Raw genomic sequence first — 24,472 nt, forward strand, 5'->3', positions numbered from 1 at the left:
GACCCTAGTCGGCGGCTGCGGCCACCTGCTCGGCCACCGCCAGCGCCATCGCCATGATCGACAGTTGCGGGTTGACCTCCGGGCAGCTGGGCAGGATCGACGCGTCGGCCACCCACACGCCGTCGACGCCGCGCAACCGGCCGGCCTCATCGACCGGGCAGAGCTGATCGTCGGCGCCGGCCGCGGCGGTCCCGGTCGGGTGGAAAGCGGAAAGGTGAAGATTGCGAGGGTCGTTGCGGGACAACACATCCTGCAGCTCCGCCACCGACTTCACCGTTGTCGCACCGGGCATCGGGTTGAGTACCTCGACGGCACCCGCGGCGAACAGCAGTCGACCGATAGCATCCAACGCGACCCGCAGTTTGGCGACGTCGGCCGGCGCGATGTCGTAGCGCACCACCGTCTGGCCGCGGACCGAATGCACCGAGCCGGCGCCCCGGTCGGCCACCATCGCCCCGAACGTCGCGATCTGCGGTGCCCGCTGAAGCCAGTGCAGCAACTCGGCGCCGAAGCCGGGGTAGACGATGGACCCCATGCCCGGCGGGGTGGAGGTCGCCTCGATCAACACTCCGTGGGACTCGTGGAATTCGTGCACGGCCGCGCTCTGCAGCACGCCGCGCCAGGCGTAGACGTCGTCGTCGAAACGTCCGGCCAGCAGTGTCGCGGGATGCAGTGCGAGATTGCGGCCCAGCCGAGGATGCCCACCAATGCCGCTGCGCCGCAACAATATCGGTGTCTCGGTGGCGCCGGCTGCGACCACGACGGTGGCGGCCAGCACGTCGACGGCGGTGCCGTCCGGGCGTCGCGCCCGCACGCCGCGGGCGCGTCCGTTCGCAACAAGGACCCGTTCGGCGCGTGCCTGGGAGACGATCCGCGCCCCGGCCGCGCAGGCCTGCGGCAGCGCGTTGAGGTGCACGCCGAATTTCGCGTTGTGCGGGCAGCCGATCGCGCACTGGCAACAGCCTTCGCAGCCTGGGGCGTTGCGGGGGATGGGTGCGGCTTGCCAGCCCAGCGTGGCGGCGGCATCCAAGAGGAGATTCCCGTTGCGGCCCATGATATTTCGCGGCGTCGATGCCACCTGCAGGGTGTGTTCCACGTCGTCGAGGTGCCCGGTCAGGCGGTCGGGGTCGGCCAGCTCGAGGCCGAACTCGTCGCGCCAGCGCTGCTGCACGGCAACCGGCGGCCGGTAGCAGGTGCCGGAGTTCACGACGGTGGTGCCGCCCACCGCGCGTCCCATCGGCAACACCACCGGCGGTCGGCCCAACGCGATCGTGGACCCGGCGCCGCGGTAAAGGCCGGCGTAGCGGTCGATCGGGTGGGTGCTGCGGAATTCCTCGACGGTCCAGCGCCGGCCCTCTTCCAGGACGACGACGTCGAGTCCGGCGCGGGCCAGCGTGCGGGCCGCCATCGCGCCGCCGGCGCCGGAACCGACCACCACCGCGTCGGCGGTGACGACGGAGGCGCACTCGGTCGACGGTGTCACGTGCAGCGGCGCATCGGGGCGGGCAGCGACGTCATGCTGGGCCCGGGACAACAGCTCGGCGGCGTAGCTGTCGGCGCCGTTGGCCAGCAGCATGACCACCTTGAGGCCTTCCACTGCGGCACCGGCGTCCGGGTTGAGCGCGGCGATTCGGTGCAGCACCTGTGCCCGCCGTTGCGGGCTGAGCCGCGCCAGCGAGCGGCCGGTGGTCAGATAGCTCGCCGCCGACATCGACAGCAGCCCGGCCTGAATTGCCAGGCGTGAAGTGGCCGGCATCGCGGTGAGGTAGCGGTCGACCCGCTCGGCGAGCAGGGCCGCGGCCGGCCCGCCGTGCTCCTGCGGCAGCAGCGCCGTACCGAACGCGGCGACCGCGCGATCCGCCAGGCGATTCACCCGCGGCGCCCCAGCGCCCGTCCGAGCTTGAGGAACATCGGGTAGGTCGCGAAGATCGCCCCGGCCGCGGCGTGCGCTGGCCAGTCCAGCTCATTGGTGTCCAGGCTGAAAGCGCCGCTGTTCCACATGAAGTCGCGGCCGTTGCGGGCGCGGAACGGGCGCCACAGGAAGCCCAACCCGGGCACGTTGTTGTACAGGCCGAACGAACCGGCGAAGAACACGCCGAGGACGGCGGCCTCGGCGAGGTCGCGCCGCTGCGGGGGCAGCCGGCGCTCGAGCAGTATTCCGGAGGCGAACAGCAGCGGCGGGTCCAGGGCGAAGCTCATTACGGAGTCCTTTCGTTGACGGGAGGCGCCTGCGGTCCGCGCAGGCCCACTTCGGCGTGGCCGGTACCCAGTACCGACCAGTGGCGTTCGCCGAGATCGATGTGGACGTCGGCCTGCTCGGTGTTGGTGCACACGCAGGTGCCGCCGTCGGGGTCGGTGTATCGCAGGCTCACGCATCGCTGCGGCGGCTGGTCGACTCGGATCAACACGTCGCGACCGTCGATGCGGCCCTCCAGCTGCCAATGCCGCGGGCCGCCGGTGGTGCGCATCCGCAGTGCCGGGCCACGGCCCAAAAACCCTGCGGGCCAATCCTTTCCGTCGATCCGGAAGCGGACGAACGCCAGCGGCGGAAGCTTGCGCAGCCCGGGCTTGTGTGACTGGGCAGCGACCGCTTCGAGCGCGTTGCCGTCGCCGAGGTCGGCGTGTACCCAGCACCAGCGTTCGGCGTTGCCGTGGCCGTAGATGTGCGCGACGTTGCCGCGCCAGCCTTCGACGGGTCGGGTGGCACCGTCGATGGTGAGCCCGCCGGTGAAGTCGGCCGTCGGAGCCAGTACCACTTGAGCGCCGGGCAGCAGTTCGCGCTCCCACGCGAGGCGTGGAAACGTCCACAGCGGCGCCGCGGCGTCTTCCCAGGACAGGTCCCAGGCCAGCGATCTTGCCGCTCCGGTCAACCAGTGCGGACCTATCGACGCGCCTGCCGCGTCGAACCACGAGGTGCCGGGCGTGGGTGCCACGGGTTCGGGGCCGAACCGCTCGGTGCGCGGTGGCCCCTCGGCGGGAAACCAGGTGACCCAGCCGTGCGCATAGGGACTCCCGACGGTGGGGGCCACCGTCTCGCAGTGCACCCATAACCCCGCCCGCGTCACCGGATCCGACAGCGTGGCGTACCAGACCTCGAGGCGTCCTTTTGCGCCCCGCCAGCGGGGTTGCGCCGCCGAGGCCTGGTCGAGTGGCTCATCCACTGATTGCCTCCGTGAGCTGAAGGGCCGAAACACGCGGAACCGGATTTCGCCGGACGGCAGTCCGGTCGGCCTACTATATTGGTTGAGCCAATGAGCCAGTCAAGTCCGATACCCCCGCCCGATCGCCAGCGTGTCGACGAACAGATCGCTGCGTCGATCGCCGACGCCATCCTCGACGGCGTCTTCCCGCCCGGCTCCACCCTGCCGCCGGAACGCGAACTCGCTGATCAGCTGGGCGTCAACCGCACCTCGCTGCGGCAGGGGCTGGCCCGCCTGCAGCAGATGGGCCTGATCGACGTGCGGCACGGCAGCGGCAGCGTGGTGCGCGACCCCGAAGGTCTCACCCATCCGGCGGTGGTGGAGGCGCTGGTGCGCAAGCTGGGCCCGGAATTCCTGGTCGAGCTGCTGGAAATCCGCGGCGCCCTGGGGCCGCTGATCGGCAGGCTGGCGGCGCAACGCGGCACCCCCGGCGACGCGGACGCGCTGCGCGCCGCGCTGGCCGCGGTCCAGGAGTCCGACACCGCCGCGGCTCGGCAGAGCGCCGACCTGGCCTACTTCCACGTGCTGATCCACAGCACCCGCAACCGCGCCCTGGGATTGCTGTACCGGTGGGTGGAGCAGGCCTTCGGCGGCCGCGAACACGAACTCACCGGCGCCTACGCCGACCCCGAGCCGGTGGTGGCCGACCTGCGCGCGATCACCGAGGCCGTCGCAGCCCGCGACGAGGAGGCCGCCGCACACACCGTCGAGGCGTACCTCAACGCCAGCGCGCTGCGGATGGTGCTGGCCTACACCGGCACCTCCGGCCTGCCGGCTACTGCGCCGCCCGCGTCGCCGGATGCACCGCGATAAGCCCTAATTGGCTGCGGCGCTTACACATTGCGGCCAGCTCGGCGTACGCCTTCTCGCCGAGCAGCTCGGTCAGTTCGTCGGCCAGGCTCTGCCAGACCGGGGTGGCGCCGACGTGTGCGGCCGGGTCGCCGGTGCAATACCAGTGCAGGTCGGCGCCGCCGGAGCCCCAGCCGCGGCGGTCGTACTCGGTGACAACGGTCTTGAGGATCTCCGTGCCGTCGGGCCGCGTCACCCACTCCTGGCTGCGCCGGATGGGCAGCTGCCAGCACACGTCGGGCTTCATCGTCAGTGGCGGCACCCCCAGCTTGAGGGCTTTGCTGTGCAACGCGCAGCCCACGCCGCCGGCGAACCCGGGCCGGTTCAGGAAGATGCACGCGTTCTTGTGCTTGCGGGTGCGGTACTGCGGCTCGCCCTCGTACTCGTCCATCTCCAGGTAACCCTTGCGGCCCAGGCCTTTATCGCGGAACTGCCAGTCGTCGCCGGTCAGTTTCTGCACCGCGTCGTCGAGCCGGGCGCGGTCGTCGTCGTCGGACAGAAACGCGCCGTGCGAGCAGCATCCGTCGTCGGGCCGGTCGGCGACGGTGCCCTGGCAGGCCGGCGTGCCGAACACGCACGTCCAGCGCGACAGCAGCCAGGTGAGGTCGGCGGCGATCAGGTGCTCGGGGTTGTCGGGGTCGAAGAACTCCACCCATTCACGCGCGAAATCGAGTTCGACCTCTGTTCCGGGCAGCGAGTTGGCCACGGGTGCAACGTTAGTCCACAATTCGGCCCGCTAGCGGCCGCAACGCTCAGGTGGGCCGGGACGCCGGCCACCCCGGCCCAAGCGCGGGTCGCGAGACGAGCACTCCGCCAACCCGGCTAGTTTTGTTGCGTGCGATTGGGCGTGCTGGACGTGGGTAGCAACACCGTCCATCTGTTGGTGGTCGATGCACACCGTGGTGGGCATCCGACGCCGATGAGCTCGACCAAGGCCACCCTGCGCCTGGCCGAGGCGACCGACAGCTCGGGCAAGATCACCAAGCGCGGCGCCGACAAGCTGGTGTCCACCATCGACGAGTTCGCCAAGATCGCGGTCAGCTCCGGCTGTTCGGAGCTGATGGCATTCGCTACCTCCGCCGTCCGCGACGCCGAAAACTCCGACGACGTGCTGGCCCGGGTCCGCAAAGAGGCCGGCGTCGAGTTGCAGGTGTTGCGTGGCGTCGACGAGTCGCGGTTGACCTTCCTGGCGGTGCGCCGCTGGTTCGGCTGGAGCGCCGGACGCATCATCAACCTCGATATCGGCGGCGGGTCGCTGGAGCTCTCCAGCGGCGTGGACGAGGAGCCCGACGTCGCGTTGTCGCTGCCGCTGGGTGCCGGCCGGCTGACCCGCGAATGGTTGCCCGACGATCCACCCGGGCGCCGCCGGGTGGCGATGCTGCGGGACTGGCTGGACGCCGAACTGTCCGAAGCCAGTGCGGCCGTCCTCGACGCCGGTGCGCCCGACCTCGCGGTGGCCACGTCGAAGACGTTCCGTTCGCTGGCGCGACTCACCGGCGCGGCGCCCTCAGCGGCCGGCCCGCGGGTGAAACGCACGCTCACCGCGAACGGCCTCAGACAACTCATATCTTTCATCTCTAGGATGACGACCGCTGACCGGGCAGAACTGGAAGGAGTCAGCGCCGAGCGGGCGCCGCAGATCGTGGCGGGTGCTTTGGTGGCGGAGGCGAGCATGAGAGCGCTGTCGATAGAAACGGTGGACATCTGCCCGTGGGCGCTACGGGAGGGGCTCATCTTGCGCAAACTCGACAGTGAGGCCGACGGAACGGCCTTCATGGAAACTTCGACTGTGCGGACGTCGGTGCGGGATGCTGGAGGTCAGTTGGTTGATCGGCACGCGCGGTCGAGAGGCAGCAAAGCATGACTGACACGGAGGACACCAAGCAAATATCGGTGGCCGAGCTGCTGGCCCGGAACGGGTCCATCGGCTCACCGGCGGGTACCCGTCGGCGCCGCCGCCGACGCGGCGACGACTCGGTCAGCGTCGCCGAGCTGACCGGCGAGATCCCGGTCGTGCGTGACGATCGGCAGCCCCAAGAGCCCCCGGTGCCCCCCGCCGCGGCCGCCCGCGTCGCGGAGCCGGTTCCGGCGCCCGTCGAACACCGAGTCGCCGCGCCGACACCCCCCGCCGAGGCTGCCGCCGCCGCCCCGGCCAAGCCGGTGGAACCCGACGCCAAAGCCGCGTACTGGGCCGAACCCGAGCCGCGCTGGCCCAAATCGGAGCCCGCCGCACGCCGCACACCGGGCCCGCAACGCAGTGAATACCCCCGCCCACTGCGACACGCCGGCAACTCCGGCGACGGGCCGCAGTCCGGTGCCGAGCACATGAGCCCGGACCCGGTGGGGCACTACACCGACTCGTCGGTCGATGTGATGGACAGCGAGGTCCGCGATCCCGAAACCGTGGTCGAGGACTCCGCTTACGTGCGCTCGTACCTGCACGGATCGGACGACGAAGAGACCGAGGACGGGACCCTGTTCGGGGGACAGTCCATCGCCGACGAGGTGGCCCGCCGGCGTCGGGAACCCGCCCCGGCGGCCCCGGCGGCCCCGCAGGACGAGTACGAGGACGAAGACCGGGCCGGCGCTGCTGCCTCAGGCCGAATGGCGGCGGTGGGTCGCGGCCTGCTGGTCGTGCTGCAGTCGATCCTGGCCGTGGTGTTCGGAGCGGGGTTGTTCGTCGCATTCGAGGAGCTCTGGCGCTGGGACGCCATCGTGGCGCTGGTGCTCTCGGTGCTGGTCATCCTGGGCCTGGTGGTCGCTGTCCGGGTGGTGCGCAAAACCGAGGACATCGGTAGCACGTTGATCGCGGTCGCCGTGGGTGCGCTGATCACCCTGGGGCCGATGGCCCTGCTGCAGACGAGCTAGGCGCCGGCAGAGGAGACCGTGCGCCCAGCAATCAAAGTCGGCTTGTCGACGGCCTCGGTGTACCCGCTGCGGGCCGAGGCCGCATTCGAGTACGCCGCCCGGCTCGGCTACGACGGGGTCGAGCTGATGGTGTGGAGCGAGGCAGTCAGCCAGGACATCGACGCCGTGGCCAAGCTGTCCCGGCGGTACCGGGTGCCGGTGTTGTCCGTACACGCCCCCTGCCTGTTGATCTCGCAACGGGTCTGGGGCGCCAATCCGATCGCCAAACTGGACCGCAGCGTGCGCGCGGCCGAACAGCTGGGCGCGCAGACGGTGGTGGTGCACCCGCCGTTCCGGTGGCAGCGCCGATACGCCGAGGGGTTCCGCGAGCAGGTGATCGCCCTGGAAGAATCCAGCGACGTGATGGTGGCGGTGGAGAACATGTTCCCCTTCCGCGCCGACCGCTTCTTCGGGTCCGAGCAGACCCGGGAACGGATGCGGCGGCGCGGCGGCGGCCCCGGGCCGGCGATCTCGGCGTTCGCGCCGTCCTATGACCCGCTGGACGGCGAGCACGCGCACTACACGCTGGACCTCTCGCACACCTCGACCGCCGGCACCGATTCGCTGGAGATGGCCCGCCGGATGGGCTCGGGGCTGGTGCATCTGCATCTGTGCGACGGCAGCGGACTGCCCGCCGACGAACATCTGGTGCCCGGCCGCGGCACCCAGCCCACCGCCGAGGTGTGCCAGATGCTGGCCAGCAGCGGATTCGCCGGTCACGTGGTGCTGGAAGTGTCCACCTCCGGCGCCCGATCGGCCACCGAGCGCGAAGCAATGCTGGTCGAGTCGCTCCAGTTCGCCCGAACCCACCTGCTGCGCTGACCATGGCAGCCCTGTTCACCGCCGCGATGGCGTTACGGCAGATCGAGTCCGGTCCGGGCGGGCCGGTGTTTGAGGGCGAGCTGGACGAGAACTGGACCATCGGGCCCAAGGTGCACGGCGGGGTCATGGTCGCCTTGAGCGCCAATGCGGCGCGGACGGCGTTCGGCGGCCCGGGCCAGCAGCCCGTGGCGGTGTCGGTGAACTTCCTGTCCGCGCCCGATCCGGGGCCGATGCGCCTGGAGACCTCGATTCGCAAGCGCGGCCGCCGCATCACGGTGGCCGACGTCGAACTGATGCAGGGCGACCGCACCGCGGTGCACTCCGTGGTCACCCTGGGTGAGCCCGAGCATCACCTGCCCGGTGAAAGCCAGCCGCTGTTGTCGGCCAACCCGGTGCTGGAGTTGATGCCGCCGGAGCCCCCAGCGGACCTGGCGCCGATCGGGCCCGGGCACCGGCTGGCCGGCCTGGTGCATCTCGGGGCGGGCTGCGACATCCGGCCGATACTGTCCTCGATGGAGGCGGTTGCGGGTCGGCCGCCGGTGATTCAGATGTGGGCCCGGCCCCGAGACCTAGCTCCGGACGCATTGTTCGCGCTGATGTGCGGGGATCTGTCGGTCCCGGTGACCTTCGCGGTGGACCGCACCGGCTGGGCGCCCACCGTTCAGCTCACCGCGCTGTTGCGGTCGCTGCCCGCCGACGGATGGCTGCGCATCGTCGCCACCTGCGTCGAGATCGGGCACGACTGGTTCGACGAGGACCACATCGTCGTCGACCGGTTGGGCCGCCTGGTGGTGCAGACGCGCCAGTTGGCCATGGTGCCTGCCCGGTAGCGGAGCCGCGCTGTCTGGAATGCTTTCCGGCATGGCACGTATCGCGATCATCGGCGGCGGGAGCATCGGCGAGGCACTGCTGTCCGGCCTGTTGCGGGCCGGCCGGCAGGTCAAGGACCTGGTGGTGGCCGAGCGGATGCCGGATCGGGCCAAATATCTGTCCTCCGCGTACGGGGTGCTGGTGGTGACCTCGATTAGGGATGCGGTGGAAAACGCGTCGTTCGTCGTCGTCGCGGTCAAGCCGGTGGATGTCGAGGCGGTGGTGGACGAACTCGCCGACGTCGCCGCCGACGCCGACAGCGACAGCGTCGAGCAGGTGTTCGTCACCGTGGCCGCTGGTATCACGCTCACCCTGTTCGAGTCCAAATTGCCGGCCGGGACGCCGGTGGTGCGGGCGATGCCCAATGCCGCGGCGCTGGTCGGTGCGGGCGTCACCGCCCTGGCCAAGGGCCGGTTCGTCACGCCGGAGCAGCTGACCGAGGTGTCCGCGCTGTTCGACGCGGTCGGTGGGGTGCTGACGGTTCCCGAGGAGCAGCTGGACGCCGTCACCGCGCTGTCGGGCTCGGGACCGGCGTACTTTTTCCTGCTGGTCGAGGCCTTGGTGGATGCGGGTGTGGCGGTGGGGTTGAGCCGGCAGGTGGCCACCGATCTTGCCGCGCAGACCATGGCCGGGTCGGCGGCGATGCTGCTGGAGCGGATGGACGAGGGGCGGAAACCGGCCGACGGCGAGCCGATCGGATTGCGCGTCGACGCGTCGGCGGCACAGCTGCGGGCGTCGGTCACCTCGCCCGGCGGTACCACCGCCGCCGCGCTGCGGGCGTTGGAGCAGGGCGGCTTTCGGGCTACCGTCGATGCCGCGGTTCAGGCCGCGAAAAGCCGCTCTGAGCAGCTGAGAATTACATCGGAATAATTCGGGAATTTCAACCGATTGTCTCTCACCAGTACCAGTAACCCCACTAGTCCCGCTATTCTCCTCTTTGTAAGCACGTGTGGGTGCCAGCGGAGGGGAAGCCGCTGGCATTGCGCGGGCCTGACACGATTGGGTTGCGATGACGTCAACGAACGGGCCGTCGGCACGGGACTCTGCTGGTAAAGGCGCACGGGACGGCGGTTCCGACGCCGGGCAGTCCCGGGCGCAATTTCTCACTGTCGCCGAGGTTGCGGCGCTGATGCGGGTGTCCAAGATGACCGTGTACCGGCTAGTGCACAACGGCGAACTGCCCGCGGTTCGGGTGGGGCGGTCCTTCCGGGTCCACGCCAAGGCCGTGCACGACATGCTGGAGACGTCTTACTTCGACGCCGGCTAGGCGGCGGCCGGCCGGCTCTTCCGCCGTCCGGCGGGACTAGACGCGCACCAGGTGACTCTGCAGCTGCGCGCCGGTGATTTGGTGTTGCCTGCCCACGGTTGGGTAAGGTAGCGGGGTCATTTCGAGTCAAGCCAAAAAGCTGGTCCGGGTCAGATAGCGGAGTTCATGGGTTCAGTAATCAAGAAGCGGCGCAAGCGTATGTCGAAGAAGAAGCACCGCAAGCTGCTACGTCGCACCCGGGTGCAGCGCAGAAAACTCGGCAAGTAGGTCCTCGGCCGCCGGCGCCGTCACCGGTCCGTAACGCCGTCGTCTCGCTCCGTGGCTAGGCTGTCGGGGTGGATTCGTCGGATAGCAAGGGTGGCGGTGACGCCGGCAGCGACAAGGTGCATTACCCCAAGGTCGTGCTGGTCACCGGCGCGTGCCGGTTCCTCGGGGGCTACCTGACCGCACGGCTGGTGCAGAACCCGTTGGTGAACCGTGTGATAGCGGTGGACGCGATCGCGCCGAGCAAGGACATGCTGCGCCGGATGGGCCGTGCCGAGTTTGTCCGCGCCGACATCCGTAACCCTTTTATCGCCAAGGTGATCCGAAACGGCGACGTCGACACCGTGGTGCATGCGGCGGCGGCCTCCTATGCGCCGCGCTCCGGTGGCAGTGCGGCGTTGAAGGAACTGAACGTGATGGGCGCGATGCAACTGTTCGCCGCCTGTCAGAAGGCGCCGTCGGTGCGCCGGGTGGTGCTGAAGTCGACCTCGGAGGTGTACGGGTCGAGTCCGCACGATCCGGTGATGTTCACCGAGGACAGCAGCAGCCGTCGGCCGTTCCGCGAGGGCTTCGCCAAGGACAGCCTCGACATCGAGGGGTACGTGCGTGGGCTGGGTCGGCGCCGGCCGGACATCGCGGTGACCATTCTGCGGTTAGCCAACATGATCGGTCCGGCGATGGACACCACGTTATCTCGTTATCTGGCAGGGCCTTTGGTGCCGACGATGTTCGGTCGTGATGCCCGGTTGCAGTTGCTGCACGAGCAGGATGCGCTGGGCGCCCTGGAGCGTGCGGCCATGGCGGGCCGGGCCGGCACGTTCAACATCGGCGCCGACGGAATCATAATGCTGTCTCAAGCGATTCGTCGCGCCGGCCGAATTCCGTTGCCAGTACCCAGTTTTGGCGTGTGGGCTCTCGATTCGCTACGGCGGGCCAACCGCTACACCGAGATCAACCGCGAGCAGTTCGCCTACCTGAGCTACGGCCGCGTGATGGACACCACGAGGATGCGCACCGAACTCGGCTACCAGCCGAAGTGGTCGACCGCGGAGGCCTTCGACGACTACGTCCGCGGCCGCGGCTTGACTCCCATAATCGACCCGCATCGGGTACGCTCCTGGGAGGGTCGTGCCGTAGCTGTGGCGCAGCGCTGGGGTAGCAGGAATCCCATTCCCTGGGTCGGGGTCAGATAGGTTTGGATAGATAACGTGGCGGGTGAGACCAGAGCGAATGTCATTCCACTGCACAGCAATCGGGGGCGCGTAGCGGCGCGTCGCCGTGCTGGTAACCCGCGCTCGGATGCGTCCGGTCAGCACCCCTCATCCTTTGCCGATCCCAGCGGCCGGGCGACGGCCGAGGAGATCGCCTCCGTCGTCCGCGAAATCGACGAGCACCGCCGCGCCGCCGGTGGTTCAGCGACCAGTGAGGCGCCACTCAACGATGTTGCTCAGCGCGTCGCTGCGGTCGCCGGATTCCTGCGGCAGCGACTGACCGGCGACTACAACGTCGACGAATTCGGCTTCGACCCGCACTTCAACGACGCGATCGTGCGGCCGTTGCTGAGGTTCTTCTTCAAGTCCTGGTTCCGGGTCGAGGTCAGCGGTGTCGAGAACATCCCGAGCGAGGGCGCGGCCTTGGTGGTCGCCAACCACGCCGGGGTGTTGCCGTTCGACGGCCTGATGCTGTCGGTCGCCGTGCACGACGAACACCCGGCCGAACGCGACCTGCGCCTGCTGGCCGCCGACATGGTGTTCGACCTGCCGGTGGTCGGTTCGACCGCGCGCAAAGCCGGCCACACCATGGCCTGTACCGCCGACGCGCACCGGCTGCTGGCCTCCGGTGAACTGACCGCGGTGTTTCCCGAGGGCTACAAGGGGCTGGGTAAGCGGTTCGAGGATCGCTACCGGCTGCAGCGGTTCGGCCGCGGCGGCTTCGTGTCGGCGGCGCTGCGCACCAAGGCGCCGATCGTGCCGTGCTCGATCATCGGATCCGAAGAGATCTACCCGATGCTCACCGACGTGAAGCTGCTGGCGCGGCTGTTCGGCCTGCCGTACTTCCCGGTGACGCCGCTGTTCCCGCTGGCCGGCCCCGCGGGGCTGGTGCCGCTGCCGTCGAAGTGGCGCATCGCGTTCGGCGAGCCGATCAACACCGCGGATTACCCGGCCAGCGATGCCGACGACCCGATGGTCACCTTCGAACTGACCGACCAGGTGCGCGAGACCATTCAGCAGACGCTGTACCGGCTGCTGGCGGGGCGTCGCAACATCTTCTTCGGCTAGGTCGGGTTCTCGGCGGCTTCGGTGATGAAGCTGCAGCGTCGGTTGTGGACGTGTGGCGTTTGACTGTGACGCTGTGGCGTTGAGTGTGAAGCTACGGCGTTGAGTGTGAAGCTACGGCGTTCGAGGTGTACACAGGGCGCGATTTCCGGGGATTTTGCGCCAAGGCTTCACACCGGACGCCCAGGCTTCACACCGGACGCCCTGGCTTCACACCGGACGCCGTAGCTTCACACCCTTGGCTGCACCCGCGACGCCCAGGCCGCACACCCGCCCAGGCCGCTACACCCGCAGCGCCCAGACCTCACCGTAACGGCCCTTAGCAACGTAAAAACGCCGCCGCGCTCAACCGCGGCGGCGTTCTTCGAACGTCGGGGTTTACTTGACCAGCGTGAACTGGCAGACGTTGGTGTAGCCGTCCCGGAACAGGTCCGAGCAGCCGGTCAGGTAGCGCTGCCAGATGTCGTACATCTCCTGGCCCTTGAGCTCGATGGCCTTTTCCTTGTGCTCTTCGAGCTTCTCGGCCCAGGCGTTCAAGGTCGGCACGTAGTTCTTGCCGATGAAGTGATGGCGCTCGATCTTGAAGCCGGCCTCGGTGGAGTAGCGGTCGACCTGCTCGACCTGCGGCAACTTACCGCCGGGGTAGATCTCCTTCAAGATGAAACTGATGAAGCGCAGCAGGCTCATCGTGGTCTTCAGGCCCATCTTCTTGCCCTCTTCGGCGGTGGGCACCACGATGGTGTGCAGCAAAAAGCGGCCGTCGTCGGGTAGCAGGCTGTAGTACTTCTTGAAGAAGGTGGCGTAGCGCTCGTATCCGGCGTCACCAGCACCGTCGGCGAAGTGCTCGAACGCGCCGAGCGACACGATCCGGTCCACCGGCTCGTCGAACTCCTCCCAGCCCTGCAAGCGCACCTCTTTGCGGCGGGGGCTGTCCATCTCAGCGAACTTTGCTTCGCAGTGGGCGACCTGGTTCTCGCTCAGCGTCAAACCGATGACGTTGACGTCGTAGTACTCGACGGCGTGCCGCATGGTCGAACCCCAGCCGCTGCCGATGTCGAGCAGCGTCATCCCCGGTTCGAGGTTCAGCTTGTCCAGCGCCAGCTTGCGCTTGGCGAACTGCGCCTCTTCGAGCGTCTTGGTCTGCGGCTGATCGATGTTCGGATTCTCATCGAAGTACGCGCAGCTATAGGTCATCGACGGGTCGAGCCACAGCTTGAAAAACTCGTTGGAACGGTCGTAGTGCGACTGCACGGCCTCTACCGGCGGCTTCAGCTGGGTGCCGCCCGGGTTGCTCTCTGATGTCATAAAAGTGACGCTACCTGCCGATATCAGATGGATGCAATTGCGGCCACGGTCGCCTCGGCATCGGCATCGTGGCGGGCTGCCTCGCCCAGCATGGTGACGATGCTGGTGACTACCGGGTTGCCTTCGCCGTCTGTCACTTCGCTTCGGATTTCGGCCAGCACGGTCCCGTGCGACTGGATCACCGAGTCCAGATAAGTGTCGAAGTGCAGCTTGTCGCCGACCATGATCGGCCGGTGGAACAGGAACTTCTGGTCCCGGTGCATCACCCGGGCGATGTTGATGGGGATGCTGAACTTGGTGAAGATCTCCAACTGCACGCGGCGTCCCGCGATGGCCAGGAACGTCAACGGCGCGACGACCGCGGGGTATCCGGCCTCCGCGGCAGCCGCTTCGTCGTAGTGGAGCGGATTGTCGTCCTGGACGGACTGCGCGAACTCCCGGATCTTCTCCCGTCCGACCAGGAAGTAGTCCTCCTGCCGGTAGTGCTTACCGATGATGCCTTCGGCGCCCTGAGGAACTGTCATGCCCGCCGCTTTCCCCTCGAATCGTTGCTAGCGGCGCAGCTTATCAGCGTGATTGACGTCGGGAGGCCAGCGCCGCCAGCGCGCCGCCCGCGGCTCCCAGCGCCAATGCCGACGGGACGCCGATTCGGGCGGCCTTTCGGGCGGTACGGAAATCGCGGATCTCCCAGCCGCGCTCGCGGGCCAGGCTGCGCAGCCGGGCGTCGGGATTGATCGCCACCGCGGTGCCCACCAGCGACAACATCGGGACGTCGTTGTAGCTGTCGGAGTACGCGGTGCAGCGCTTGAGGTTCAGTCCCTCCCTGATGGCCAGGGAGCGCACCGCGTGCGCCTTACCCGGGCCGTGCAGGATGTCGCCCACCAACCGGCCGGTGAAGACGCCGTCGACGGATTCGGCGACCGAGCCCAGGGCGCCGGTCAGGCCCAGCCGGCGGGCGATCGTCGCCGCCAGCTCGTAGGGTGTCGCGGTGATCAACCACACCTGCTGGCCGGCGTCGAGGTGCATCTGGGTGAGTTCGCGGGTGCCCGGCCAGATCTTGTCCGCGATGATCTCGTCGTAGATCTCCTCGCCGAGGCGTACCAGCTCGTCGACCGACCGTCCTTCGATGAAGGCCAGCGCCTTGCGCCGGCCGGCGGCAACGTCGTCGGAGTTCTCCCTGCCCAGAATCTGAAACTTGGCCTGCGCGTAGATGAACCCGAGCACATCGCGGTAGGTGAAATAGTCGCGTGCGGCCAGCCCGCGGCCGAAGTGCACCGCCGACGAACCCTGCACCAGGGTGTTGTCCACGTCGAAGAACGCCGCGGCGGTCAGGTCCACCGGCGGCGGCGGCCGATCGTCGGCGGAGTCGGCGGCATGCAGGTCGTCGAGGGCGCGTTCGGCGCTGGCGTTGGCCGCTACCGCCTCCAGGTCGATACGACCGGTGCGGTCCACGGGGTCGGAGGAAGTCATCGCCAAACCTCCCAATTCGCTGTCTAGCCCGGTACCCGGTCCCGTGCCTGGCACCAACCCTATCCGGCCTCGCCGCCAACGGGATTCGGTTGTCGGCATCGGGCGGCGCCGGCCGCCGGAGGTGCCACACTGGTGGCCATGACCCCGTCCCCGACTCGCCCCCGAGTGGAGTTGCTGACGCGTGCCGGGTGCGCGATCTGCCTGCGCATTCACGCCCAGTTGACCGAGCTGGCCGACGAACTGGATTTCGACCTGTCCAGCACCGACGTCGACGTCGCCGCGCTGGACGGAAACCCCGGGCTGCGGGCCGAATACGGGGACCGGCTGCCGGTGGTGCTGCTCGACGGCCGTGAGCACAGCTACTGGGAGGTCGACGAACCGCGGTTGCGTGCGGATCTGGCGGCACGGGGAACGTCGCGGACCGTCGGCGATATTTGGTAGCCCACCTCAGAACCGACTACCGTGGACAAAGTTCACTTTCCGACGTTCACTTTCCGACGCTGTAAGGGAGCGGGCCAGGTGATGCTGCCGTGAGCATCCTGCTCTTCGGGGTTTCGCACCGCAGTGCGCCGGTTTCCGTCCTGGAACAACTCAGCATCGACGAGTCCGATCAGGTCAAGATCGTCGACCAGATGCTGCAATCCCCCCTGGTCACCGAGGCCATGCTGCTCTCGACCTGCAACCGCGTCGAGGTGTACGCCGTGGTGGACGCCTTCCACGGCGGGCTTTCGGTGATCGGGCAGGCGCTGGCCGAATTCTCCGGCATGTCGATGGGTGACCTGACCAAGCACGCCTACGTCCGCTACAGCGAGGCCGCCGTCGAGCATCTGTTCGCGGTGGCCAGCGGGCTGGATTCGGCGGTGGTCGGCGAGCAGCAGGTGCTCGGTCAGGTCCGCCGCGCCTACGCCGCCGCCGAGGCCAACAGTGCCGTCGGCCGGGTGCTGCACGAGCTGGCCCAGCGGGCACTGTCGGTGGGCAAGCGGGTGCATTCCGAAACCGCGATCGACGCCGCCGGCGCCTCGGTGGTGTCGGTGGCCCTGGGCATCGCCGAATCCAAGCTGGGCACCCTGCGGGGCAAGACCGCGGTGGTGGTCGGGGCGGGCGCGATGGGTGCGCTCGCCGTCGCCCACCTGACCCGCGCCGGCATCGGTCGGGTCCACGTGCTGAACCGTTCGCCGAACCGGGCGCAGCGGCTGGCCGCGCGGGTGGCCGAGTCGGGGGTGCCGGCCACCGCGTCGAGCCTGGACGGGCTGCCCGCGGCGCTCGCCGACGCCGACCTGGTGGTGAGCAGCACCGGGGCGGTCAGCCCGGTGGTGTCGTTGGCCGACGTGCATCACGCGCTGACCGCCACCCGCCGCGACGAGGCCGTCAACCCCCTGGTCATCTGCGATCTCGGGATGCCCCGCGACGTCGACCCCGCGGTGGCCGGCCTGCCCGGCGTCCTGGTCGTCGACGTCGACCGGGTGCAACACGAGCCGTCCGCGCACGCGGCGGCCGCCGACGTGGACGCCGCCCGCGGCATCGTGGCTGCCGAGGTTGCCGCCTACTTGGTCGGGCAGCGGATGGCCGAGGTCACCCCGACCGTCACCGCGCTGCGCCAACGAGCCGCCGACGTGGTGGAGGCGGAGCTGCTGCGCCTGGACAACCGGCTGCCAGGGCTGGACAGCTCCGAACGCGACGAGGTGGCCCGCACGGTACGGCGGGTGGTCGACAAGCTGCTGCACGCGCCCACGGTGCGCATCAAGCAGCTCGCCAGCGCGCCCGGGGGTGACAGCTACGCCGAGGCGCTACGCGAACTCTTCGAACTGGACCAGACGGCGGTCGACGCTGTCGCTGCCGGCGAATTGCCAGTCATGCCAAGCAGTTTCAGCTTTTCCGAGCAAGATCCCGAGCAATCCGCCCCGCAACGTTCGACCGAGTCCTGATTGGCGCATGTGATCCGGATAGGCACTCGTGGCAGCCTGCTGGCCACCACCCAGGCCGCGACCGTCAGAGACGCGTTGATCGCCAACGGCCATCCCGCGGAACTGGTGACGATCAGCACCGTCGGCGACCAGTCGTCGGCGCCGATCGAAACGCTCGGGGTCGGGGTGTTCACCACCGCGCTGCGCGAGGCCATGCAGGACGGCCGCGTCGATGTGGCCGTGCACTCGCACAAGGATTTGCCGACCGCCGACGACCCCCGGTTCACCATCGCGGCGATACCGCGGCGCAACGACCCACGGGACGCGCTGGTGGCCCGCGACGGGTTGGTGCTCGGGGAGTTGCCCGCGGGTTCGCTGGTGGGCACGTCCTCCCCGCGGCGGGCGGCACAGCTTAGAGCACTGGGTCTCGGTTTGGAAATCCGCCCCCTAAGAGGCAACCTAGATACCAGGTTGAACAGGGTAAGCAGTGGTGATCTTGACGCCGTCGTGGTGGCTCGGGCCGGTCTGGCCCGGATAGGCCGTCTCGACGACGTCACCGAGACGTTGGAGCCGGTGCAGATGTTGCCAGCGCCTGCTCAGGGCGCGCTCGCCGTCGAATGCCGGGCCGGCGACAGCAGCCTGGTCGCGGTGTTGGCGGAGTTGGACGATGCCGACTCCCGCGCGGCGGTCACCGCGGAGCGAGCTCTGCTCGCCGAATTGGAGGCGGGTTGCTCCGCACCGGTGGGCGCGATCGCCGAAGTGGTCGAGTCCATCGACGAGGAGGGGCGGGTCTTCGAGGAGTTGTCGCTGCGCGGCTGCGTGGCGGCGCTGGACGGCTCGGATGTGATCCGTGCGTCGGGCATCGGCAGCACCGATCGGGCCCGGGAGCTGGGACTCTCGGTTGCCGCGGAGTTGTTCGAGCTAGGCGCCAGAGAGCTGATGACCGGAGCGCGGGAAGACCCCGCGCAACGAAACTGAGTGGGATTCGAAAAAGGAAACGTGGGAGCGACAACGATGACGCGAGGGCGTAAGCCAAGGCCGGGCCGCATCACATTCGTGGGGTCTGGTCCGGGCGACCCCGGTCTTTTGACCAGCCGGGCGGCCACGGTGCTGGCCAATGCCGCGCTGGTGTTCACCGACCCCGACGTACCGGAGCCGGTGCTGGCGCTGATCGGCAAGGACCTGCCGCCGGTGTCCGGACCGGCGCCGGCCGAACCGGCCCCGGCCGGCTCGGACGCCACATCCGCCAGCACCGAGGCGCCGCCCGCGGTAGTGGCCAGCGGCCCGGATATCCGCCCCGCGCTGGGCGACCCGACGGAGGTGGCCAAGACGCTGACGCACGAGGCGCGCCTGGGGGTGGACGTGGTGCGATTGGTGGCTGGCGACCCGCTGGCGGTCGATGCGGTGATCACCGAGGTCAACGCCGTCGCACGGACCCACCTGCACGTCGAGATCGTGCCGGGTCTGGCCCCCAGCAGCGCCGTGCCGACCTACGCGGGGCTGCCGTTGGGCTCCTCGCACACGGTGGCCGACGTGCGCGACCCGCAGGTGGATTGGGAGGCTTTGGCCGCTGCCCCGGGCCCGCTGATCCTGCAGGCGACCGCGTCGCATCTGGCCGACGCCGCGCGCACCCTGATCGACCACGAACTGGCCGACAGCACGCCGTGTGTAGTGACCGCGCAGGGCACTACCTGTCAGCAGCGCTCGGTGGAGACCACGCTGCTGGGCTTGACCGATCCGGCCGTGCTGGGCGGTGGCGCCGACCCGGCCGGTCCGCTGACCGGTCCGCTGGTGGTGACCATCGGCAAGACCGTGGCCAGCCGGGCCAAGCTGAACTGGTGGGAGAGCCGCGCGCTGTACGGCTGGACGGTGCTGGTTCCGCGCACTAAGGACCAGGCCGGCGAGATGAGCGAGCGGCTGACGTCCTACGGCGCGCTGCCCATCGAGGTACCGACCATCGCCGTAGAGCCGCCGCGCAGCCCGGCCCAGATGGAACGCGCCGTCAAGGGTTTGGTCGACGGCCGGTTCCAGTGGGTGGTGTTCACCTCCACCAACGCGGTGCGCGCGGTGTGGGAGAAGTTCGGCGAATTCGGTCTGGACGCGCGCGCGTTCTCCGGCGTCAAGATCGCCTGCGTCGGCGAGTCGACGGCGGACCGGGTCCGCGCCTTCGGCATCAGCCCTGAGCTGGTGCCGTCCGGCGAGCAGTCCTCGATGGGACTGCTGGACGAATTCCCGCCGTACGACAGCATTTTCGACCCGGTGAACCGGGTGCTGCTGCCGCGCGCCGACATCGCGACCGAGACGCTGGCCGAAGGTCTGCGCGAGCGTGGCTGGGAGATCGAGGACGTCACCGCCTACCGGACGGTGCGTGCCGCGCCGCCGCCGGCGTCCACCCGCGAAATGATCAAGACCGGCGGCTTCGACGCGGTGTGCTTCACCTCCAGCTCGACCGTGCGCAACCTGGTCGGCATCGCCGGCAAGCCGCACGCGCGCACCATCATCGCCTGCATCGGACCCAAGACGGCCGAGACCGCGGCCGAGTTCGGGCTTCGGGTGGATGTGCAGCCGGAGACTGCCGCGGTGGGTCCGCTGGTCGACGCGCTGGCCGAACATGCCGCGCGGTTGCGGGCCGAGGGTGCGCTGCCGCCGCCGCGTAAGAAGAGCCGCCGGCGATGACTCGTCGTGCGCTGACTCTGCGTACCGGGCGCGAAAGTGCGAGTAACCGCCGCCCGCAACGCAGAGTCAACGCACGCGGGACGCACCGCTGATGGCTTACCCCCGGCAGCGCCCGCGCCGGCTCCGCTCCACCCCGGCGCTTCGCCGCCTGGTAGCGCAAACCTCTTTGGAGCCAAGGCATTTGGTGTTGCCGATGTTCGTCGCCGACGGTATCGACGAGCCGCGGCCGATCGCGTCGATGCCCGCGGTGGTGCAGCACACCCGCGACTCGCTGCGCAGCGCTGCCGCTGCGGCCGTCGCCGCCGGAGTGGGCGGGCTGATGCTGTTCGGCGTGCCCCGCGAACAAGACAAGGACGCGCGCGGTTCGGCCGGCCTCGACCCCGACGGCATCCTCAACGTCGCCCTGCGGGATCTGACCAAGGATCTCGGCGACGCCACCGTGCTGATGGCCGACACCTGCCTCGACGAGTTCACCGACCACGGCCATTGCGGCGTCCTGGACGAGCGCGGCCGCGTCGACAACGACGCAACCCTGGCCCAATACGTGAAACTTGCTGTGGCACAAGCGCAATCAGGTGCGCATGTGGTGGGGCCCAGCGGCATGATGGACGGTCAGGTGGCGGCGATCCGGGACGGCCTGGACGCGGCCGGCTACACCGACGTCGTGGTGCTGGCCTATGCCGCGAAATTCGCCTCGGCGTTCTACGGGCCGTTCCGCGAGGCGGTGGCCTCCAGCCTGGCCGGTGATCGGCGGACTTATCAGCAAGAGCCGGGCAACGGCCGCGAGGCGCTGCGCGAAATCGAACTGGACCTCGCCGAAGGCGCCGACATGGTGATGGTCAAACCCGCGATGAGCTACCTCGACGTGGTAGCGGCCGCAGCAAGCGTGTCGCCCGTTCCGGTGGCGGCGTATCAGGTATCCGGGGAGTACGCGATGATTTGTGCGGCGGCGGCCAATAATTGGATCGACGAACGCGCCGCGGCGTTGGAGTCGCTGACCAGCATCCGGCGCGCCGGGGCCGACATCGTGCTCACGTACTGGGCCGCCGAGGCGGCGAGGTGGCTGGCGTGACGGAGGCTGACATGAACGCAGCGCAGGAGCCCGACGAGCCCACGGTGCCCAGCCAGAAGCCGCCGTTGTTCTACGAACCGGGCGCCACCTGGTACTGGGTGCTGGCAGGGCCGTTGTCGGCGTTGTCGCTGATCTACATCCAGTGGAGCAACCACGTCGCGATCTCGTATCTGGTTCCGGTGATCTTCCTGGTGTTGGTGTCGGCGTTCGTGGCGCTGCAGGTCAAGGCGGCGCGCATCCACACTTCGGTCGAGCTGACCGAGGATGCGCTGCGGCAGGGCACCGAGACCATCCTGGTGCGCGAGATCGTCAAGGTGTTTCCCGAACCCGAGAACTCGGTGGTCTCCGGGAAACCGCTGGCCAGGTGGCAGTCGGCGCGCGCACTCGGTGAGCTGGTCGGGGTGCCGCGCGGTCGCCGGGGCATCGGTATCAAGCTCACCGGTGGCCGCACCGCGCAGGCCTGGGCGCGCCGGCACCGTCACCTGCGGGACGCGCTGACTCCGCTCGTCGAGGAACGGATGGGCCCCTACGTTTCCGAGCTCGCCGACGAGGTCGACGTCACCGACGACGAGTCGCAGCTGTGAGCGGGCGGGTTTTCATCGAGCTGGTGCTGGCGGGTGCCGCGTTGGTGGCGACCGGGGTCAGTTGGGGGCATACGCGTTCCATGGTCGTGGTCGCCCCGGTCGCTGACGGGCAGCCGTCGACCTTGTCGATGGTCTACGACCCGCAGCAGCTGGTGCTGACGATGTTGTTGGCGACGGTCGCCGGGATCTTCGCCGTCGTCGGGCTGGCCCGGTGGCGGCGGACCCGACGGGTGCCGAGCTGACGCGATTCGCGGACTAAGCGGATTTCTTCAGCAGGGACAGCATCGACTGACGCCGCCAGGTGATGGCGTCGGCCAGGTTGCGCAGCGCCTGGTGGACCGAGCGGGAGACCGGGAACGGTGACTCACCGGAATCGTCGCCGAGCAGGGCGTCGCAGCTGGGGTTGGTGACGACCGTCCATTCCACTCCGGCGGCCCGGCACTCCTCGTCGAGGGCGCATAGCAGCCCGATCCCGGCCGCAGCGAAATGGGTGAGGTCGGTCAGGTCGAGCACCACGGGGTTGGTGCCGTCGACGAACCGCCGAATGTGCCTGCTGACCTGGTCGACGTTGACGGTGTCGACCTCGCCGCGGATGGTGACCACGGTCGCGAGGTGCCGACAGTGCGCCCGGACGAAGGCGCCGCTGCAGTCGACGGTTCCGTTCCCGCGAACCGGCGATGTGATTGCGGTGGTCATTCGGCACCCCATTCCCGTGGCGTTCGACGTTCGGACAAACGACGAGCAAAACCTGTCTCTAAGGTGCCCGCTAAACCTAAAGGTACTGGTAGCCGGGTCTAATTCTTTGGTAAGAAGCTGTGATCTGTGGTTTCGGCACCAAGCCGACGTGTGGGCTCCGCCGCTCGTCGGTGGCGCGGGCGCCGCTTGTTAGGCTGCTCTGGCTGCCGGTCAGCCGAGTTGGTAGTCGAACAGGCAGCGGAGTCCAGCGGAAAGAATCTCGTGCAAAGCGGAGAACTCAGGGGTCAGATTAAGGGCGAGATCAAAGCCCTCACGGGTCTCCGCATCGTCGCCTCGCTGTGGGTGGTGTTCTTTCACTTCCGGCCGATGGTGGCCGACCTGTCGCCCGACCTGCGGGAGAACCTGGCGCCGGTGCTGAACTGCGGCGCGCAGGGCGTCGACCTGTTCTTCATCCTCAGCGGCTTCGTGCTGACCTGGAACTACCTGGACCGGATGGGGCAGTCGTGGTCGCTGCGCGCCACCCTGCACTTCCTGTGGCTGCGACTGGCCAGGGTGTGGCCGGTGTATCTGGTGACGTTGCACCTGGCCGCCGCCTGGTTCATTCTCACGCTGCACGTGGGCCATACGCCGATGCCCGACGTGAGCCGGCTCACCGCTATCAGCTACGTGCGCCAGGTGCTGCTGATTCAGCTCTGGTATCAGCCGTACTTCGACCTGTCCAGCTGGGACGGGCCGGCCTGGTCGATCAGCGCGGAATGGTTGGCGTACCTACTGTTCGGTGTGCTGGTGCTGGTGATCTTCCGGATCCAGCACGCCACCCGGGCCCGCGGCCTGATGCTGATGGCCTTCGCGGCGTCGCTGCCGCCGGTGCTGCTGCTGCTGGCCAGCGGGGTGTTCTACACCCCGTGGAGTTGGCTGCCGCGGATCGTGACGCAGTTCGCCGCGGGCGCCATCGCGTGCGCCGCGGTGCGCCGGCTGCGCCTGGGTGAGCGTGGTCGGCGCATCGCCGGATACCTTTCGCTGCTGCTGGTCGCCGCGATCGTCGGCACCCTGTACCTGCTGCGGGATTTCCCGATCACCGGCGTGTACGACAGCGGCGGCGTGGTTGACCTGTTGTTCGTTCCGCTGGTGATCACGCTGGCGGTCGGCCTCGGCAGCTTGCCGTGGCTGCTGTCGACCCGGTGGCTGGTGTATGGCGGCGAGATCTCGTTTTGCTTGTACATGGTGCACGAGTTGGTGCACACCAGCTGGACGTGGGCGGTGGTGAACTTCGCGCTGCGGCCCTGGGAACAGGACAGTCCGTGGCGCTGGAACATCTTCGGGCTGCTGGCCATCTCGGTGCTGCTGTCGATCCTGCTGTACCACTGCGTCGAGGAGCCGGCGCGCCGGTGGATGCGCAGGATGGTCGACGCGCCGCCCACCCCGGCGGGCCACGACCCGCAGCAGACACCGGAGACCGACGCCCAACCCATCGATGTTGCGCGGAAAGAGGTTTCGCCCCCCGTGGCGGCCACCTGAGTTGTCCCCCGATCGCCGCGAGTTGACGAGTGTCCGCGGCGATATCCGCTTACCATTTATTCCAGTCGCTCGAGGCGTGCGGGAGGAGATCGTGGTGGGTCGGCTGGCGGCGCTGATCGTTGGTCTGCTGGTTGCGGTTGCTGTCGTGACGCCGGCTCCGTCGCCGTCGGCCAGCGAGTCGCCCTACCGCACAACGAGTTTCGATTTCCGGGTGAACCACGTCGCGGTCATCGGCGACTCGTACACCACCGGCACCGACGAGGGCGGGCTGGGGCCCAATGCGTGGACGGCCCGCGCCTGGCAGCAGCTGGCCCAGCGCGGCACCCGCGTCCACGCCGACGTGGCCGCCGAGGGCAGGGCCGGCTACGCCGCGGTCGGCGACCACGGCCACGTGTTCTTCGACCTGACCGCCAACGCGGTCAAGCCCGAGGACGTGCTGGTGATGTTCTTCGGCTCACGAAACGACCAGGGGGTCGATCCCGGGCTGCTCACCGACCGGGTGCGGGACACGCTGGACCGGGCGCGCGGCCTGGCGCCGTCCGCGCGACTGCTGGTGATCGGACCACCCTGGCCGTCGGCGGATGTGCCGCAGGAGATATCGCGGATTCGGGACATCCTGCATGCGGCGGCGCGGGCGGTGGACGCCGAGTTCGTCGACCCGTTGGACCGCCGCTGGTTCGTCGATCGGCCGGACCTGATCGGCGCCGACGGCGTGCACCCCACCGACACCGGGCACGCCTATATGGCCCGTAAGATCGCGCCGCTGGTCCGTACCCAGTTGTCGCGGTGATC

The 24,472-nt window shown here is 68.9% G+C and carries 27 protein-coding genes; 19 read left to right on the forward strand and 8 right to left on the reverse strand.

The window, feature by feature from the left end; all coding sequences use genetic code 11:
• Positions 1-4 precede the first annotated feature (4 nt).
• Genes MKCMC460_RS05375 through MKCMC460_RS05385 form a run of 3 tightly spaced genes read right to left on the reverse strand, consistent with a single transcriptional unit; the run spans position 5 to position 3,161 of the window.
• Positions 5-1,873, reverse strand: coding sequence for a GMC family oxidoreductase (locus MKCMC460_RS05375; protein WP_236980809.1), 1,869 nt, complete (start codon positions 1,871-1,873; stop codon positions 5-7).
• The gene (locus MKCMC460_RS05380) at positions 1,870-2,199 is read right to left on the reverse strand and encodes a hypothetical protein (RefSeq protein WP_236980811.1); all 330 of its coding nucleotides are present in this window, start codon (positions 2,197-2,199) and stop codon (positions 1,870-1,872) included. The genes MKCMC460_RS05375 and MKCMC460_RS05380 overlap by 4 nt, the downstream gene beginning before the upstream one ends.
• Entirely contained in the window at positions 2,199-3,161 is a 963-nt protein-coding gene (locus MKCMC460_RS05385) for a hypothetical protein (RefSeq protein WP_236980813.1), read from the reverse strand. The genes MKCMC460_RS05380 and MKCMC460_RS05385 overlap by 1 nt, the downstream gene beginning before the upstream one ends.
• A gap of 90 nt (positions 3,162-3,251) precedes the next feature.
• Here MKCMC460_RS05385 and MKCMC460_RS05390 point away from each other — a divergent pair, with 90 nt between their 5' ends.
• Positions 3,252-4,013, forward strand: coding sequence for a FadR/GntR family transcriptional regulator (locus MKCMC460_RS05390; RefSeq protein WP_236980815.1), 762 nt, complete (start codon positions 3,252-3,254; stop codon positions 4,011-4,013).
• Here the strand turns inward: MKCMC460_RS05390 and MKCMC460_RS05395 are convergent.
• Positions 3,976-4,755 (reverse strand): hypothetical protein, encoded by a 780-nt coding sequence (locus tag MKCMC460_RS05395; protein WP_236980818.1) that lies wholly within the window; start codon positions 4,753-4,755, stop codon positions 3,976-3,978. The two genes, MKCMC460_RS05390 and MKCMC460_RS05395, sit on opposite strands and share 38 nt — an antisense overlap.
• A gap of 129 nt (positions 4,756-4,884) precedes the next feature.
• Here MKCMC460_RS05395 and MKCMC460_RS05400 point away from each other — a divergent pair, with 129 nt between their 5' ends.
• The 9 genes from MKCMC460_RS05400 (at position 4,885) to MKCMC460_RS05440 (ending at position 12,458) form a co-directional block, all read left to right on the forward strand.
• Positions 4,885-5,913: a Ppx/GppA phosphatase family protein gene (locus MKCMC460_RS05400; protein ID WP_236980820.1), complete on the forward strand. Its 1,029-nt coding sequence runs from the start codon at positions 4,885-4,887 to the stop codon at positions 5,911-5,913.
• Positions 5,910-6,917 (forward strand): hypothetical protein, encoded by a 1,008-nt coding sequence (locus tag MKCMC460_RS05405; RefSeq protein WP_238305381.1) that lies wholly within the window; start codon positions 5,910-5,912, stop codon positions 6,915-6,917. The genes MKCMC460_RS05400 and MKCMC460_RS05405 overlap by 4 nt, the downstream gene beginning before the upstream one ends.
• Positions 6,918-6,935: 18 nt before the next feature.
• Entirely contained in the window at positions 6,936-7,778 is an 843-nt protein-coding gene (locus tag MKCMC460_RS05410) for a sugar phosphate isomerase/epimerase (protein ID WP_236980824.1), read from the forward strand.
• A 2-nt stretch (positions 7,779-7,780) separates the two neighbouring features.
• Positions 7,781-8,608 (forward strand): thioesterase family protein, encoded by an 828-nt coding sequence (locus tag MKCMC460_RS05415; RefSeq protein WP_236980826.1) that lies wholly within the window; start codon positions 7,781-7,783, stop codon positions 8,606-8,608.
• A 31-nt stretch (positions 8,609-8,639) separates the two neighbouring features.
• On the forward strand, positions 8,640-9,518 hold the full coding sequence (gene proC, locus MKCMC460_RS05420; protein WP_236980835.1) for a pyrroline-5-carboxylate reductase: 879 nt from the start codon (positions 8,640-8,642) through the stop codon (positions 9,516-9,518).
• A 139-nt stretch (positions 9,519-9,657) separates the two neighbouring features.
• A complete protein-coding gene (locus MKCMC460_RS05425; RefSeq protein ID WP_236980837.1) occupies positions 9,658-9,915 on the forward strand; it encodes a cell division/environmental response transcriptional regulator in 258 nt (85 codons plus the stop codon).
• A 165-nt stretch (positions 9,916-10,080) separates the two neighbouring features.
• Entirely contained in the window at positions 10,081-10,182 is a 102-nt protein-coding gene (locus MKCMC460_RS05430; protein ID WP_003402602.1) for a 30S ribosomal protein bS22, read from the forward strand.
• Between the two features lie 68 nt (positions 10,183-10,250).
• Complete coding sequence (locus MKCMC460_RS05435; protein ID WP_236980839.1) at positions 10,251-11,372, forward strand: SDR family oxidoreductase; 1,122 nt, start codon at positions 10,251-10,253, stop codon at positions 11,370-11,372.
• 6 nt (positions 11,373-11,378) lie between these two features.
• Positions 11,379-12,458 (forward strand): lysophospholipid acyltransferase family protein, encoded by a 1,080-nt coding sequence (locus MKCMC460_RS05440; RefSeq protein ID WP_236983773.1) that lies wholly within the window; start codon positions 11,379-11,381, stop codon positions 12,456-12,458.
• 375 nt (positions 12,459-12,833) lie between these two features.
• Here the strand turns inward: MKCMC460_RS05440 and MKCMC460_RS05445 are convergent, their stop codons facing one another.
• The 3 genes from MKCMC460_RS05445 to MKCMC460_RS05455 are packed head-to-tail and all read right to left on the reverse strand — an operon-like array spanning position 12,834 to position 15,230.
• Positions 12,834-13,760 (reverse strand): cyclopropane mycolic acid synthase family methyltransferase, encoded by a 927-nt coding sequence (locus MKCMC460_RS05445; RefSeq protein ID WP_236980842.1) that lies wholly within the window; start codon positions 13,758-13,760, stop codon positions 12,834-12,836.
• Positions 13,761-13,783: 23 nt separating this feature from the next.
• Positions 13,784-14,284, reverse strand: coding sequence for a MaoC family dehydratase N-terminal domain-containing protein (locus tag MKCMC460_RS05450; RefSeq protein ID WP_236980844.1), 501 nt, complete (start codon positions 14,282-14,284; stop codon positions 13,784-13,786).
• 43 nt (positions 14,285-14,327) lie between these two features.
• Positions 14,328-15,230 carry an HAD family phosphatase gene (locus MKCMC460_RS05455; protein ID WP_236980846.1) on the reverse strand — a complete coding sequence of 301 codons (903 nt, stop codon included), beginning with the start codon at positions 15,228-15,230 and terminating at the stop codon, positions 14,328-14,330.
• A gap of 138 nt (positions 15,231-15,368) precedes the next feature.
• Between MKCMC460_RS05455 and MKCMC460_RS05460 the strand changes: the two genes are divergently transcribed.
• The 7 genes from MKCMC460_RS05460 to MKCMC460_RS05490 all read left to right on the forward strand — a co-directional run bounded on the left by MKCMC460_RS05460 (position 15,369) and on the right by MKCMC460_RS05490 (position 21,708).
• Complete coding sequence (locus tag MKCMC460_RS05460) at positions 15,369-15,671, forward strand: glutaredoxin family protein (RefSeq protein WP_236980848.1); 303 nt, start codon at positions 15,369-15,371, stop codon at positions 15,669-15,671.
• An 89-nt stretch (positions 15,672-15,760) separates the two neighbouring features.
• The gene (locus tag MKCMC460_RS05465; RefSeq protein WP_236980850.1) at positions 15,761-17,155 is read left to right on the forward strand and encodes a glutamyl-tRNA reductase; all 1,395 of its coding nucleotides are present in this window, start codon (positions 15,761-15,763) and stop codon (positions 17,153-17,155) included.
• A gap of 9 nt (positions 17,156-17,164) precedes the next feature.
• On the forward strand, positions 17,165-18,112 hold the full coding sequence (gene hemC, locus MKCMC460_RS05470; protein WP_236983775.1) for a hydroxymethylbilane synthase: 948 nt from the start codon (positions 17,165-17,167) through the stop codon (positions 18,110-18,112).
• A gap of 36 nt (positions 18,113-18,148) precedes the next feature.
• Positions 18,149-19,810, forward strand: a complete 1,662-nt coding sequence (locus MKCMC460_RS05475; RefSeq protein ID WP_238305382.1) for a bifunctional uroporphyrinogen-III C-methyltransferase/uroporphyrinogen-III synthase — start codon at positions 18,149-18,151, stop codon at positions 19,808-19,810.
• Positions 19,811-19,901: 91 nt separating this feature from the next.
• Positions 19,902-20,882 (forward strand): porphobilinogen synthase, encoded by a 981-nt coding sequence (hemB, locus tag MKCMC460_RS05480; protein ID WP_236980852.1) that lies wholly within the window; start codon positions 19,902-19,904, stop codon positions 20,880-20,882.
• Between the two features lie 11 nt (positions 20,883-20,893).
• Positions 20,894-21,466, forward strand: coding sequence for a DUF3093 domain-containing protein (locus tag MKCMC460_RS05485; protein ID WP_236983777.1), 573 nt, complete (start codon positions 20,894-20,896; stop codon positions 21,464-21,466).
• On the forward strand, positions 21,463-21,708 hold the full coding sequence (locus tag MKCMC460_RS05490) for a hypothetical protein (RefSeq protein ID WP_236980854.1): 246 nt from the start codon (positions 21,463-21,465) through the stop codon (positions 21,706-21,708). Before MKCMC460_RS05485 ends, MKCMC460_RS05490 begins: the two co-directional genes overlap by 4 nt.
• Before the next feature lie 13 nt (positions 21,709-21,721).
• Here the strand turns inward: MKCMC460_RS05490 and MKCMC460_RS05495 are convergent, their stop codons facing one another.
• Entirely contained in the window at positions 21,722-22,162 is a 441-nt protein-coding gene (locus tag MKCMC460_RS05495; protein WP_236980856.1) for an STAS domain-containing protein, read from the reverse strand.
• A 261-nt stretch (positions 22,163-22,423) separates the two neighbouring features.
• On the opposite strand from MKCMC460_RS05495, the gene MKCMC460_RS05500 reads away from it, so the two are divergent.
• Both MKCMC460_RS05500 and MKCMC460_RS05505 read left to right on the forward strand, forming a co-directional pair.
• Positions 22,424-23,680: an acyltransferase gene (locus tag MKCMC460_RS05500; protein WP_309297857.1), complete on the forward strand. Its 1,257-nt coding sequence runs from the start codon at positions 22,424-22,426 to the stop codon at positions 23,678-23,680.
• 94 nt (positions 23,681-23,774) lie between these two features.
• Positions 23,775-24,470, forward strand: a complete 696-nt coding sequence (locus MKCMC460_RS05505; RefSeq protein ID WP_370653143.1) for a GDSL lipase — start codon at positions 23,775-23,777, stop codon at positions 24,468-24,470.
• The last annotated feature ends 2 nt before the right edge of the window (positions 24,471-24,472 follow it).

This window comes from Mycobacterium sp. 20KCMC460 (assembly GCF_022179425.1).
Classification (GTDB): domain Bacteria; phylum Actinomycetota; class Actinomycetes; order Mycobacteriales; family Mycobacteriaceae; genus Mycobacterium; species Mycobacterium kiyosense.